At 41.2% G+C, this 15,047-nt stretch carries 10 protein-coding genes; 2 read left to right on the top strand and 8 right to left on the bottom strand.

The features are described from left to right. Window positions 1–210: 210 nt before the first annotated feature. The 7 genes from C2869_RS04575 to C2869_RS04550 all read right to left on the bottom strand — a co-directional run bounded on the left by C2869_RS04575 (window position 211) and on the right by C2869_RS04550 (window position 9,767). Window positions 211–2,535, bottom strand: a complete 2,325-nt coding sequence (locus C2869_RS04575) for a CRTAC1 family protein (RefSeq protein ID WP_108601830.1) — start codon at window positions 2,533–2,535, stop codon at window positions 211–213. 381 nt (window positions 2,536–2,916) lie between these two features. Beyond that, window positions 2,917–3,798 carry a sulfatase-like hydrolase/transferase gene (locus tag C2869_RS22560; RefSeq protein ID WP_199915627.1) on the bottom strand — a complete coding sequence of 294 codons (882 nt, stop codon included), beginning with the start codon at window positions 3,796–3,798 and terminating at the stop codon, window positions 2,917–2,919. Further along, entirely contained in the window at window positions 3,732–4,571 is an 840-nt protein-coding gene (locus C2869_RS22555; protein WP_199915626.1) for a sulfatase-like hydrolase/transferase, read from the bottom strand. The genes C2869_RS22560 and C2869_RS22555 overlap by 67 nt, the downstream gene beginning before the upstream one ends. Before the next feature lie 401 nt (window positions 4,572–4,972). After that, the gene (locus tag C2869_RS04565; RefSeq protein ID WP_108601829.1) at window positions 4,973–7,276 is read right to left on the bottom strand and encodes a CRTAC1 family protein; all 2,304 of its coding nucleotides are present in this window, start codon (window positions 7,274–7,276) and stop codon (window positions 4,973–4,975) included. Window positions 7,277–7,650: 374 nt separating this feature from the next. Continuing rightward, window positions 7,651–8,634, bottom strand: a complete 984-nt coding sequence (locus tag C2869_RS04560; protein WP_108601828.1) for a LamG domain-containing protein — start codon at window positions 8,632–8,634, stop codon at window positions 7,651–7,653. A gap of 590 nt (window positions 8,635–9,224) precedes the next feature. Then, window positions 9,225–9,497 (bottom strand): type II toxin-antitoxin system RelE/ParE family toxin, encoded by a 273-nt coding sequence (locus C2869_RS04555; RefSeq protein WP_108601827.1) that lies wholly within the window; start codon window positions 9,495–9,497, stop codon window positions 9,225–9,227. Between the two features lie 6 nt (window positions 9,498–9,503). Then, entirely contained in the window at window positions 9,504–9,767 is a 264-nt protein-coding gene (locus tag C2869_RS04550) for a type II toxin-antitoxin system RelB/DinJ family antitoxin (protein ID WP_108601826.1), read from the bottom strand. Between the two features lie 391 nt (window positions 9,768–10,158). Between C2869_RS04550 and C2869_RS04545 the strand changes: the two genes are divergently transcribed. Together C2869_RS04545 and C2869_RS04540 are read left to right on the top strand one after the other, a co-directional pair. Further along, window positions 10,159–11,955, top strand: coding sequence for a DUF5060 domain-containing protein (locus C2869_RS04545; protein WP_228710763.1), 1,797 nt, complete (start codon window positions 10,159–10,161; stop codon window positions 11,953–11,955). Between the two features lie 128 nt (window positions 11,956–12,083). Then, on the top strand, window positions 12,084–12,986 hold the full coding sequence (locus C2869_RS04540; protein WP_108601824.1) for a hypothetical protein: 903 nt from the start codon (window positions 12,084–12,086) through the stop codon (window positions 12,984–12,986). A gap of 134 nt (window positions 12,987–13,120) precedes the next feature. Here the strand turns inward: C2869_RS04540 and C2869_RS22760 are convergent, their stop codons facing one another. Beyond that, window positions 13,121–14,710: a discoidin domain-containing protein gene (locus tag C2869_RS22760; RefSeq protein WP_228710762.1), complete on the bottom strand. Its 1,590-nt coding sequence runs from the start codon at window positions 14,708–14,710 to the stop codon at window positions 13,121–13,123. Window positions 14,711–15,047 lie beyond the last annotated feature (337 nt).

Here is a 15,047-nt window from a genome sequence, read left to right as displayed (position 1 = left end):
TTTAACTCATATTGCCCGTTTTTTAGCAAGATTATGCATTAATTTGCATTGGCGGTGTGTTAGTTGAACAGTTGGCTTGGCATGTTGAATAGACGCGCTGTTGCCTATAAAAATAAAGTAATTAGTTTGACTTAGCGCGATATAGTTTTCCGATAATCATATAAAAATGACTGGTTGGCTTGTTCCAGTCATTTTTAAAAAGGCAGGAGATTATTTCCCCTGCTGGCTTTTGTATAGCGTATTAGCTTTTAAATCGCTTAACTTGACACTTTCGCCGTTGCGCCAAACAATTTTTGCCGATTTTACGTTTTGTTCTTTACCTAAACCAAAGTGGGCAATATTGATAACACTTTGTGAGTGTGCTTCACCCGTCGAGCCTATAGTTTGAAAGTACTGTTGACCTGCTGCGGTTTCAATGATGACCTCAGCCGATAAAGGGTCGATATTGTGTTTCGGGCTGTAGCCAACATGGAATTGAATGTAGTTGCCGCTTTGTTTGGTTTTGTTAAGGTATAAATACCAACGCCCGCGATCTTCACTGCCGTTTAGCATGTCGAGTAAACCGTCTTGGTTAAAATCGAAAACTTGTCCCATATCGCCGTGGCCAGTGTCTTGTGGGTCAAATGCGCCATGTGCCGTTGTTATTTCAAAGCCTTTACCTGCGTTGTTCAGTAACATTAAATCTGCCACGCGTTCTTTTAAGTAACCGTAACGGTGAACAAATAAATCTTGCCAACCATCGTTGTTAAAATCACCACGGGTTACACCCCAGTTGTTGCCGCCTTTAGGAATATTCCAAGCTTGGCTGCCATCTTCAAAATGACTACCTTTGTTGATAAGCAATATGTCTTGCACGTTGCGGTTGTTGGCTTTCCAGTCATAATCGACGCTGTTTAAACCTGATAGTGAAAACTCAACTCCCCAATAAACAATACCATTACGCACCCATTCGCTGCGCCATTGTTTATTGCCTAAATAGCCAAAATAAAAACCGTTTTCGCTGCGATCTTCTGGCCAGCCTTGAGCTTGTTCAGGAGAAAATTCCAAGTCGTGCGGAGCCGCTTCTTGGGCTTGCGGGTAGCGGTTTTGGTTTTTGTTGTAGTCGTGGGGCTGAATAAAGGTTTTAGTTTTATTTTTACCTAAGAAAATAGGGAAACCGCCACGATATTGGCGGAAAGTGAGCTTAACATCTGACATTTTTATATTTTCGTCAGCGGTAAAGTTGATTAAGGTACGGCCTTTTTCACCGTCGTCATTCACATCAAGTCGTTTTAGTTGCGGCGAAAAGTCGAGCGATTTGCGCGAAATACTGTAGTGTGAACGGCCATTAGCAATGTACAAGTCGACTAAACCATCGTTATTGACATCAACATCTGTTGCGGCGTTGATATTTTTCATATTAGCGGCTTTTTTCGGCAGCCATGTGTCGCTAACATTAGTAAAAGTTAAGTCGCCATTGTTTTTCCATAGCGAGAGTTTGTCAGGGTAGTAGACCAATAAATCATCTAAGCCATCGCGGTCGAAATCGACTACTAGTGGTTTTTCAGTATTGAGATCTTCAATACCCGCAATATTCACTTCTTTAAATGTACCGTCGCCATTGTTGGTTAAAAATAAGGTTTGTTCGCCTTTTTTTAATGGTGTTTTGGCGTTAAATAGACCTAAATCTAAATCACCATCATTGTCTAAATCGATCCAACGCGGCGCGCGACCGCGTGCAGGCGTTTTTAATCCGGCTTCACCACTTACATTTTTAAATTGCATGTTTTGGTTATTAAACAAGGTGTAAGAGCTAGGGCTGGTGCCATTGGCTCCGCCGTGTGCGGCAATAATGTCTAAGTCGCCGTCGTTGTCATAATCACCTACTGCCGAGCCGTGTAAATCCGGAGCACCTTTAAATAAGCGTTCTACTTTAACTTTGCCATTACCTAGGTTAGTTACAAGTTGGGTTGGTACGTGGTTATGGTTGTTTAGCACAAAGTCTAAGTCGCCATCGTTATCAATATCGCCGATGGCAGGGCCACCGTATTTATAGGTTTGTTCAGTGATAAAATCGGCATTTTGTGAGTTATCAAAAAAAGCCGGAACATCTAAGCCGTAGACATCTTCAATTGCCACTTGATGTAACGTTATGTCGGCGCTGCGACCAACAAAAGATAACTGCTTTTGCCCCAAGCTTTTAAAGTCGACCAATACATTGATGGTTTGCTTGCCTTTACGCGGAATATCTAAATTATTGGCGATGATTTGCTCACCAGACAGTATGGATAAGTTTGCGTAGTTTTTGCTGATAGACGCGGTGATCGTCACTCGCTTAATAGCCGAACCCGAGACAGCGTAGTTAGTTTTGTAATGAATGTCATTAGTTAGTAAAAAAGGCTTACTTAATAAAGTGTTTTTAACTGTCACTTTATGTTGACTAGGCTTAGCTGCAAAATTTGATTGGGCGTCATTGCTTTTACAAGCGGTTAAGGATAACAGGCTAACCCCAGTTGTAGCCGCGATAACAAGTGAAACAAGCTTTTTATTAAACATATCTTATAAACACAGAGTAGTGGGAATTTATATGTACTTTATTGATTTTGCATACAATAAACAATTACCTGTTTGTAAGGTTAAGTAAAATGTCACGTTACCTGCAAACCAATGGTTATAAGCTATAGATAAATTTGTGTATTTATGTATATGAGCTTATGCTTGCAGAGCCTGCAAAACTTTCTGACTAAAAGAGCAAGACCACAGAATTTTATTCCTGACAAATTTTAATTACTGCACCCGTCCATGCACAAGGATGACGAGGGTATTTTCCTAAGTCACGGCAAAGAAGAGGTAATTAGCAATACCAAGGCGCGTAAAACAAATTATGCTAGATGGCAAGATGCTTATTTGCTCAGCATCTTGCCTTAGGGTTGGCGTTTATTTTACTAGCGGGTCGTGTTGGGTTTGATAATTATCAAACCTAGGAATGACGGCTTGTAATTTTTGTTTTTCAGCGCGGTGTTCCGCCGACATTGTTTGCCAGTTGGTAATTTTAGGAAAACTATCTAAATCGGCTGGTGTCTGACTGACATCCCACCAATTATTTTGTCCATCTTTCATCACTTTATGGCCGCGAATTAAGGTTTGCTTACCACGGTAAGCGTAAATCCAATCACGATGTTTTTGGGTTTGCGTTGTTAAATAAGGCCATAAACTTTCGCCATGAATTTCATAATCTGCTGGAATGGATTGCCCCATAATATCGGCTAATGTCGGTAAAATATCAGCGATTGAAGCGATAATAGGTTGTTTGCCTTGTTTGGTCATTTCTACCCCTGGTGCATAAATCACTAAAGGAACATGAGTGCCACGTTGTTTTACTGGACTGGCTTTACCATAGCCACTGGTACCGTTATCAGCGGTAATAATTAAAATGGTGTCATTTTCAATACCCAGAGCTTTTAGTTTTTCAAGGTACTGCCAAATTTGGTAATCCAAATACTTAACGTGGCTATGCATACCCGGCTCAGATACTGTGCCATTAGTATTGTATTTGCCGTTTGAGCCAGTAATGTTCGGCGTTATGCGCGTATATTTTTCACCATCCCAGTTAACGATTGGCGTACCAGGCCATTTATTGCCCGACTCAGGGTGTAAATAGTCAAAACCATCGTGACCTAAGTGAGTGGTATGGTAAACAAAGAATGGATTACTCTGTTTATGTTGGCGCTCCATGAATTGCAGAATAAAATCTAACTCAATGTCTGGTCCGTATGAATTGACCCCAAAATTAGCAATGGATTCGGAGTGTTTGGCCAATACTCTGATTTGGTTTTGGCATCTGGGTGGTTCATTAACTGTACATTAGGTTTCCAGTACCAAGCTTGTTGCACATAGCTTTTGAACGGCAAATCTTTATTGGTGTCAGCGTTATATAACACAGGTTTGCCATTAACTTTTTGCTTACGTTGCATAATGCCAAACGTGGTATGCGGCGCAATAGTTGGGTAGTTAACTCCAGGGGTAAATACGCCTTCATCAAACCCATAAACACTATGATCCGTATTGTGTTTCATTTGGGTTTTGCCCGACCAAATGGTTTTATAGCCGGCTTGTTGCGCAATATGACCTATTTGCAATGGCGAGGTTTCATAAAGGCGCGAAATACGTTGGCGACCATTTAGCGGATCTTTAATTTTGCCATAGTCTTTATTGTGCCACCATTTATGAATGGAAGCGTATTGACCTGTCATCATCATGGCGCGACTAGGTGAACATATCGTAGCTGCCCAAGCAGTTTCAACAAAAGCCCCTTGATTAGCGATACGGCTAATAACAGGAATATCGGCTAATTTACTTGGGTCGGAGACGCTTTTACCTTGTTTTCCTGACCATTGGCTCGATTGATAAATGGCTAATTCACGGGCACTAATATCATCCGCATAAATTAAAATAACATTGGGTTTTGATGACGCTGGTTGGGCAAGATCGTTATTGGTTTTGGTATTTTCGCAGCCGACTAAGGCGTTACTAAGTACTGCTGCACAGGCTAATTTACCTAGCCAAGGCGTTTTTATCTGGATCGGTTTCATTGTTTATATCTTAAAGTATAGTCAAAGCGATCTGGTTTTAGGGGCAGCTTCCGCATCCTTGCTCACGCTCCTTACCTACATCCATGTAGGCAAGCTTCGAGACCCCATGAGCATATGCTCTATTATGTGATTGGGGCTGCCTAAAGGGATTTAGGTAGTAGGACGACGCAGGAGCCAAAGTCGAGAGTAAGCGCTGACAATGAACCATAAAATCTGAGCGAGAAGACTATATGTCGCTGATTAGTGTTAAAACTACCATACAATACTGACGATATAATGTGATTTGATAATTGTTAACAAAAATAAACGTTTATATATAAATAAAATATCATCCCCAAAAAAACCAAAGCCTCAATTCAGACACCTGAATTGAGGCTTTGGTATGCGAATACGAGTTAAAATTACTGACTTTTAACTATAGTATTGCCTTTAAGTTGGCCAAACGTTTGGGTTTCGCCATTGCGCCAAGTAATTTTCGCAGACTTTATTTTAGTTTGTTTACCTAAGCCAAAGTGCACTGTATTAATGACACTTTGCGAATGAGCTTCACCGGTTGAACCAACGGTTTGAAAGTACGTTTGCCCGTCGGTCGTGGTGATAACAACTTCGGCAGAAAGTGGGTCGACATTGGCTTTTGGACTATAGCCGACTTGAAATTGAATATAGTTACCCACCGCTGGCGACTTATTAAGGTATAAGTACCATTTACCGCGATCTTCGCTGCCGTTTAGCATGTCAATTAAGCCATCTTGGTTAAAGTCAAAGGCTTGCCCCATGTCGCCGTGGCCTGTGTCTTTGGCATCAAATGCGCCATGCGCGGTGGTGATCTCAAAGCCTTTACCTTTGTTATTCAGCATCAGTAAATCGGCGACGCGTTCTTTTAAAAAGCCGTAGCGATGAATAAACAAGTCTTGCCAACCATCGTTATTGAAATCTGCACGAGTTACGCCCCAATGGTTACCGCCTTTAGGAATATTAAAGGCTTGGCTTGCATCTTCGAAATGGCTGCCTTTATTGATTAACAACACATCTTGCACATTACGGTTGTTGGCAGGCCAGTCGTAATCAACACTGTTTAAGCCTGTCATTGAGAATTCAATTGCCCAGTAAATGGTTTTGTTGCGTACCCATTCGGCTTTCCATTGTTTATTGCCGAGGTAACCAATATAAATACCGTTTTCGCTGCGCTCTTCTGGCCAGCCTAGCGCTTGTTCTGGTTTTAACTCAAGATCATGCGGGGCTGCTTCCATAGGTTTAGGGTAGCGATTATCGTTTTTATGATAATCATGTGGCTGGATGTAAGTTTTGCTTTTGTTTTTACCCAAGTATAACGGGAAGCCTTCGCGGTATTGGCGGAAAACAAACTTGGCATTAGATAATTGAATATTACCGTCGGCAGTAAAGTCGATTAGAGTGCGGCCTTTTTCACCGTCGTCATTAACATCTAGCTTTTTCAGGTTAGGTGAAAAATCGAGTGATTTGCGTGAAATACTGTAATGAGAGCGGCCATTGGCGAAGTAAAGATCCACCAAACCATCGTTATTAACATCTAAATCTGTGGTGGCGTTAATGTTTTTTAGCTTAAGTACATTGGCGGGTAACCATTGCTCACTCACATTGCTAAACGTAAAGTCGCCGTTGTTTTTCCACAAAGTGACGGCATCAGGGTAATACATTAAAACATCGTCAAAGCCGTCGCGATCAAAGTCGACCATTAGGGCTTTTGATGCGTCGGGTTTTTCTATGCCAGCTACGCGAACTTCTTCAAAGGTGCCGTCGCCTTTGTTTTTCAAAAACAAGGTTTGTGGGCCTTTGTTTAATGGGGTTTTGGCATTGAAAAAGATTAAATCAAGATCGCCATCGTTATCTAAATCACTCCAGCGTGGAGCACGACCACGAGCCGGTGTTTTAATGCCGACTTCACCTGTTACGCGTTTAAATTCCATATTGTCATTACGAAACAAGGTGTATGAACTCGGGTTAGTACCGTTGGCACCACCATGGGCAACCACAATATCCAAATCGCCGTCATTGTCATAATCACCTAGCGCAGAGCCATGTAAGTCGGGCTTGCCGCTAAATAAACGTTTAACACTGACCTTACCATTCCCATGGTTGGTAACAAGTTGCGTGGGTACATGATTATGATTGTTTAATACAAAATCCAGATCACCATCGTTATCTATGTCACCAATTGAAGGGCCGCCGTATTTAAAAGTCACTTCGGTTTCGAAATCGGCTTGTTGTGAATTATCAATAAAGCTTGGTAGGGCTATGTCGCTAACATCTTCTATTTCAATGTTATGCAGGGTAATGTCGGCACTGCGGCCGACAAAAACTAACTCGTGAGAACCCGTGTTTTTCAAGTCAATCAATACATTTATTGTTTGCTTACCTTGCTTTGGTAAATCGAGGTTGTCAGCTAGTACTTGGCCTTGGGACAGTATGGATAAGTTAGCGTAGTTTTTGCTAATGGATGCGGTGATACTAATCCGCTTCAGTGTACTGGTATTGGTAGTGTAAGGCGTTGTGTACTGTGTATTATTGCTTAGCACAAAGGGCTTATTGAGTAACAACTGACTTGTGTGCGCTTGATGTTTAGCCTCAGTTGTTGTTGGGTTGTTATTACTGACACAAGCGGTAAGCAATGTAGTGGTTAGGCTTGTACCTATGATGAAAGAAGAAAGCAGCTTTTTGCTAAACATGATATTTATACTTGTAAATTCTAATTCGTACGTAAGATAACTTTAGACTCATTGTAAACAAATAACAATAACCGTTTTGCAATGTTATGGTTAAATTGAGATTTTTTAAGATTAGAAAATAAGAATTAGATATGAAAAAGGTTATAACAAGGTTATTCGTATTTTGTTTGTCTTTAGCACAGCACAAAGGCTAATGCTGTTAATTTAAGCCTAAGTTATGACATATAGAAAAAGCGTGCAGGATCCAAGAGCATTTTCATTGCAGGGCCGTATTTGTTTCGGCTGGTACAAGGTTTGTCGATGTAAAACCGGCCCTACAATTTAACTAATGACTATACATTCAACCGTTCAACGCTTTTGGCTAAGGAACAACTTTACTGTGCGATTTGCCAAGTTCTAACCCATTGATAACGGCTTGATCTGTCTTTTAAAGGGCGCGGCTGACCATTTTCGAGTTTAAAGCCATCTTTAACATCGTCACCACTTGGGTAATTAAAGTCATAGGTTTCTAAGGCCATAATGATCACCATGGGATCGTCAAACGGGGTAGATGGGATAATTTCAAATTGATATTCACCGTCTACGTAAAAATACAGCTCAGTTGGCGATTTCCAATAAAGACCATAAACATGGAAAGCGAGCGAAGGATCAAAATGCGTGTTGTTTGGATCTTTCGTTTGTACGTTTTTGGCTTTATAACACGAGGTCCGGCGTTGACGTGCCGTTGGGTTGATACCGTATTCAAACTCGTAAGAGGTCGGCTCATACCATGCAACACTCTTTGGATCTTGCCCTGGTTTTAGCGGTTTAAAAACGCCAGTGCGTCGGCCAATACTCTCAGTAATATCCAACTCTTTTTTGATCGAAGTATTGCAATCACTAGCCGGCATCATTAACCAAAATGTGCCTGACATTAGGGTATCTGTGGTTTTCATTTTTGCTTCAATATACATGCCGTGGCTAGCCATATTTTTAGAGCGAATAATGGCTCCGCCGTGAGTCCAGTCGTCACGCGAGTTGCGCTCGTCAGCTTTGGGATGAGCAAATTTTTCCGCTTCTAGCCAGAGCTCGCCTTGCGTAACATGCACGTTTTCTTTTTCGAACAATCCGGGATAACGCCCTAACCAATTAAATTTCCCCGGAACCACACCGCCGTTATTCCATTTATTGAGATCCAAACGTCCAGTGGTAAATTCGTCAGACAAAGCCTCAACTCGTTGCCACTGTTGCTGTGTGACTTGTTTATCTCTGTCACTATTACCGACAATAAAAGGTGCCTCGGTTTTGGCTAATACCAGATGATTAAGCATTAAACCGCCAACTACCCCCGCCATTTTGGCGAATGTTTTAATTTTCATATGTTGTTTCTTGATATTACTTTTGATAATTGTTTACAGGTTACATCTTGTTATTGAGTTTGGTAAATGGTCGCAACACAGTTTTACAATTCTTTAAATATAAAATTTATCATTTCTTTTATGGCATATAACTGAGACATGGTCGTGTCGCGATTCGCTGCGCTTAGGGCGACCTACGGTTTACTTTTATTAAGTTAATGCCTTTTTAGGGATCGTGAGACTCATTTAAATTATTTAAGGCTAGTGTTATTCACTTGTCTCAAAATAATCCCCTGTAGGTGCACCGATGCTTATTCCCGAACGCTCGGCACTTCCTACATCCATGTAGGTGCACCGATGCTTATTCCCGAACGCTCGGCACTCCCTACATCCATGTAGGTGCACCGATGCTTATTCCCGAACGCTCGGCACTCCCTACATCCATGTAGGTGCAGATTTATCTGCATAACACCAAAGCATCCGCTAACGCGGAATAAACCACCGCCAGCCGAGGTTTGAATTGAATGCGGGCTGTTTTTGATGTTTATGTGATTGCAAAGTCAAAGAGTTAAACATGACTGATAATGTAGTTACTAAAGGATGTAATAAGCTTAACGGAACAACTCACTATGTGAACCTATTCGAGCAAGTTTCAAAGTGTTGTTTTCTATTTTGTAAATCAAAACTAAATCTGGTTTAACGTGACAGTCTCTATAATTAGCCCAGTTACCTGACAAGGCGTGGTCTACATATTTTACTGCGAGCTGTTGGCCACTTTGTAATTGCGTAATTACATGACCAACTTCTATCACATCTGGTATCGCTAGTTTTGTTATCTTTTTAAAGTCTTTCTTAAATTGGCTAGAGTATTCTAAGCTATACATATATGCTTATTTGACTCCGAGATCTTTAAAAAGCTCGTTTACATTTTCTGCTTTTGTACCAGCTCCACTCTCCAGCTCCTGTATTGCTTCAATGGTTTCTGTGTTAGGTGTCTTTGAACGCAATTCAAAAGGAATACCACCATAATTTATTACCGCCTTAGCAAATAACTTTATCGCTTGAGAAGGACTTAAACCCACCTCATCACATATTTGTGTAAAAGCTAACTTAGTGTCATGATCGATGCGAGTGCTCAGCATTTCAGTTTTCATATTGCCACCATTTGTAATACATAGTATTACAATAGTAACAGGGCACACTAAATAAACAAATCAGCAGGACTTAAAAAGTTTAGCTTTATGCTCTTCCGTCCTGAATTGTAAAAGCAAATTATGAGGACAGACATCATTATTTACCCGCAAGGAGACGTAAATGCCAGCGAGTTGTTTATAGTGGCGTTGGCAGATTGCAGTGGCATAGTGAGTTAGTCGCACAGTACGGCGGGAATAGTACGCCGAATTTATTGCATTAAATAACGAAATTGTTTTACTGTTTAATTTTAGTTGATTGTTAACATTATGTAATTACTAAGTTCAATTAATTACACCTATGTTTAACAACTCTATCAAACGCTTTTCTGTTTTTTGTTTATTGCTGCTGTTAATGCCAATGACTTATGCGGCTGTTGCTCCTGATGTGTCAGGCGAGCTTAAAAAGTGGCATAGCATTACGCTGACTTTTGATGGTCCGTATGTGTCAGAAACCGATGAAGAGAACCCTTTCACTCACTATCAACTTAACGCCGTATTCACCCATAAACAAAGCCAAAAACAGTATAAGATCCCAGGTTTTTTTGCGGCTGATGGTGATGCAGCCAATACGGGAGCCAGCTCAGGCAACAAGTGGCGAGTTATTTTTACGCCCGATGAAATAGGTGAGTGGCAATGGCGAGTGTCGTTTCGTAAAGCGCCATTTATTGCCGTGTCTGAACTTGATTATAGTGGTTTTGTTGGCGGTGAAATTGATAACAGCCAAGGTCAGTTTAATGTAAAAGCCAGTGATAAAACATGGCCAGATTTCCGTGAACGTGGGCGTTTACAATATGTGAATCAACCCTATTTGCGATTCGCTGACAAGGGCGGCTACTTTATTAAAGCCGGACCTGATTCGCCTGAAAACTTATTGTCGTATCAAGATTTCGACGGAACGTTTCATAACGATGGTCATAAAGACCAATTAGTTAAAACGTGGCAAGCACATGAGCAAGATTGGCAACAAGGTGACCCAAGTTGGCAAAAGGGCAAAGGTAAAGGCTTAATTGGCGCACTTAACTATATTGCCAGCAAAGGCATGAACTCAATTTCTTTCTTAACCCTTAATATAGTTGGCGATGACCAAAATGTGTTTCCTTATGTGGATTACGATACATACGATAGGTTTGATGTATCCAAGTTAGAGCAATGGAATATTGTTTTTAGTCATGCTCAGTCTTTGGGGTTATTTTTACATTTCAAAACTCAAGAGGCAGAAAACCAAGGTTTGTTGGATAACGGCGGTTTAGGTTTACATCGTCAGTTGTATTATCGTGAACTCATTGCTCGTTTTGGTCACCATTTAGCGCTTAATTGGAACATGGGAGAAGAAAATGGCAATTGGTATCCGCGTCATCAAACTATGCCGCAATCCACTAGTCAGCGTATTGCAATGGCGCGCTACTTTAAAGAGCAGGATCCATATAATCACCATGTGGTGATCCACAATGGTAACTTTTTTGAAGATTTAACCGGTGCTGATAGTTTTTACACTGGGGTTTCTATTCAAACCAGCCAGAAAGATTTTGGTTCGGTACACAATCAAGTGAAAAAGGTGCGCTCATGGCCGGTTGCCAATGGCAAGCCTTTTGCGGTTGCCGTTGATGAACCCGGAGATGCAGAGTTTGCATTGCAGCCAGATAAGTTTGATCCCAACCATGATTTAGCGCGCATGAATGGTTTGTGGGGCGCGTTAACGGGCGGTGCTTGGGGTACTGAATGGTACTTTGGCTACAAGCGCGAACATTCAGATTTAACTGCGCAAGACTGGCGCTCTCGCGATAAATTTTGGACACAAGCAAAGCACGCATTAGACTTTTTTAAAATGGCCGATGTGCCTTATCAAAATGCCCAGAACTTAGACTCGTCAATGATCAATGCTTGGGCTTTAGGCGTTCGTGGTGAGTTTTATATTGTATACGCCAAAACGGCAGACAAATCTTTGAAAATTAAACTACCGCAGGGTCAAGCGAATTACTCAGTTCAATGGTACAACCCTCGCAGCGGTGGCAAGTTTATCAAGGGCAGTGTTGAGCATATTAATGTTGATAAGCCGCTAAAATACTATTTTCAAAGTGTAACCCAAGAGCTAGGTAAACCACCAAGCCAACACAATCAAGATTGGGTCGCATTGGTTAAACGCTTATAGCTTAAAGACTAAGGCCGTTGCTTTATTAGAAAACCTTGATATATGGCTTGTCTAACCGTGTATATTGTATACAATTAACATGTAATTAAGAGCTAAACTTTTCATAGCGCCTTGAGCTTGGAGTTAATATGCGAGTCTATATATGGTTTTATCTAGTTTTAGCGATGGCGCTCAGTGGCCTGCTTTTATTAAAGCCTTTGCCTGTCAGGGCTGATTCGCCAAATAGCGCTTCGGCAAGTCAACCAATTATTATTAACGTTGGCATTTCAAAAGAAACGGCCGATGTTTATAACGCTTGGCTTGATGGTGGACATTGTACCGATGTTGACGATTTTTCTACTGCTTACTCGCCACGAGGAGCGGCAGAGCTGTTAATTTTTTGCAAGGCATTGCATGCTGCGGGTTTGCCATTTGAGTTAAATTTATTAATGTCTGGTAATTATGCCCGTAGTTTGTTGTTAGCCAGTAGTGAGTATTTACATACGACAGGTGAAACCATTTGGTTGAAACAAGCCGATAAAAAACGCTTTTATGTTAGCTCGGCTATTATTGAGGATGGTGCATTAGAAAAGGGTATTTTTACTCGTAAGGATCATCCTCTACAGTCGGTTGCACCTGAAAATGTGGCTGAACAGTTACGCTCCTATGTTGGGATCACGGTTAATAATTGGATTTATGATTGGCGCGTGCTTAAGCAAGTCACACCATTATTAATGAGTGCGCCGAGTCAAAGCTCTATTCATAAAATGATTAATGTTAAGCGGGCGGATTTTTGTTTTGGTGAGTTTAATCAAGCCATGCAATTTGAATTGGAAAACATTCCATTAGCTATTGTTTCTGGCGTTAAGGTGCGATTGTCGGGCAGTCGTCATTTTGTGATCAATAAGTCCATGCCGAATAGCCAGCAGATCTACAGCGCATTAAACAAAGGATTGGAACAATTACGCGCGGTAGGGGCGATAAAAAACATTTTGCAAAACTCTGGCGTACACCATCGCGATACTGAAGATTGGCTAGTGATCAACCCTTAGCCTGTTCGAGTGTTAGCGTGATCAAGAGTTAGGTTATTGCCTCCACGCTAGGGCTCCATTGGTTAGATAAGTAAAATCCACACTATACTTTTTTAACAGGCATAGTGTGGGTTTTAAGTTATTTGCTAATGAAATTAATGGTTACTGCTGTAACTGACATTGGTGACAGTTGCTTTTGATGTCGTAATACCTAAATCGGCAAAGCACTGCGCCCAAGAGTCTGAATCGCCACGAGTACCGCATTCTTCACGGGTATACGGATCTTGCGATTGCATGTAATTACCAAACTTAAAGTAAGTTGCTTCGTCATCTTCTACTTTGAGTGTGGCCGAGTTACCACAACCTGTTACGGTTACAGTACCGTAGTTGTTAACATAGGTGATATCAAACGAGTCGCCACTTTCGATGGTACATAACGAGGTTTTAACTTCTTTGCTGTCTGTACCGCGTAAACGAACGTATACATCAAACACGCCGTTATTCGCTACACTGTCACCAAAACCAGATTCGCTTGAGTCGGCAACAAATACTTTTACCAGCGTTGAAATTGTTGAGCCATGGGTTTGGGCAACAATCGTTTTAGCGCCATTTGATAAGTCCATTTTATAGGTGGCCGCAAATGTTTCGTAAGTATCGTACATGGCTTTACGCTTGCTGGTTTTGATTTTGTATTCATGACGCCAGCCGCCGCCGCCAGATGTTGTATACTTTGTGGTTAACGGCACAAACTCTAAGGTTTTGCTATCCACTAGAGGATGCGGGTTATCGCCTTCAAGGTCGAATAATGAGCCATCAGTAATAATGCTTGGGATATCTGCGTTACCTGAATCTTCATTACCATAGAGTTTAACTTCAGTGATATTCATCCAATCGCTGCCTGCGCTATTTGATTGGGCTTTAACGCGAATTTGTCGAGCGCTGATATCAGTTATATCGTACAGTTCGATAGCGGTTGTGCTGCCTGAACTGACACTGTCATACACTTTTGTCCAAGTGCCACTGGTTGCTGGGCGTGCGTATATTTCAAATGTGTGAGTACGCGAATCACCTTGGCCCCAAGCAATCCCGACTTCTTTAACTGTTTTGGCTTCGTTTAGCTCTAAAGTTAAATTAACCGCTGAGCCCCCTGCTTGTGCTGCCCATCGAGATGACCATGCCGTGTTATTGTCGATAGCTTTAGAAGCTGGATAACTTGAATGGCTGGTACCATCATCAAAGGCGTTATCAACAGCTAATTCGCCGTCGGCTTGATTACCGCCCGCACCATATAATTCTACTTCTTTAATGTTAGTCCATTCGGTGCCTGCGCTGTTTTCAAATGTTTTTATACGTACCTGTTGCGCGTCGATATCATCAATATCATACACTTCAATGCTGGATGTCGTGCCTGAACTGACGCTATCATAAACTTTTGTCCAAGATCCGCTGGTAGCGGGTCTTGCCCAAATTTCAAATGTGTGGGTTTGATCACCGCCTTTACCCCAAGATACGCCAACTTCAGTAACGGTTTGTACTGAATCTAAATTGAGTTGTAAATTAACCGGAGATCCCGATGCTGCCCAGCGAGATGCCCAATCTAAACTACCGTCTATGGTATTTGATGCAGGGTAACTGCTATGACCATTTCCCCAGTCTTGGGCGCTGTCGATATTGAGTGTTGCTGCGTTGCTGAATGTTGTTGTGAGTGCCAGAGCGGCCAAACTTAATGTTTTAATTAATTTCATAACTACTACCGTGAATTATGGTTGTTTTTAACTCGCGACATCTCATTTTTGTGGATTGACATCGCGGCTATGTAAGCGCTCCTTGTAAATTGGTCATACATATTTAAACCAGATACATAACAAAAGTTAACACGGTGTTAATTTATTGGCAAATAGATCTTACAAATTGTTTTAATGTTTTAGTTGTTTGATATGATTTGTTTTAATTGTAATTCATTTAACTGTTTGATATTTAATTATTATTCATCTGGTTTTGGTTTGTTGTTTTTATTTTTATTGGTATTGCCAATTATCAATGTTGTTTATTGATGGGAGTTTAAGATAATTAATGAAAAAT

Origin of the sequence: Saccharobesus litoralis (assembly GCF_003063625.1) — a bacterium.
Lineage (GTDB): Bacteria > Pseudomonadota > Gammaproteobacteria > Enterobacterales > Alteromonadaceae > Saccharobesus > Saccharobesus litoralis.
Note: the sequence above shows the minus strand (reverse complement) of the source record. Positions and strands in the feature narration are given on the sequence as shown.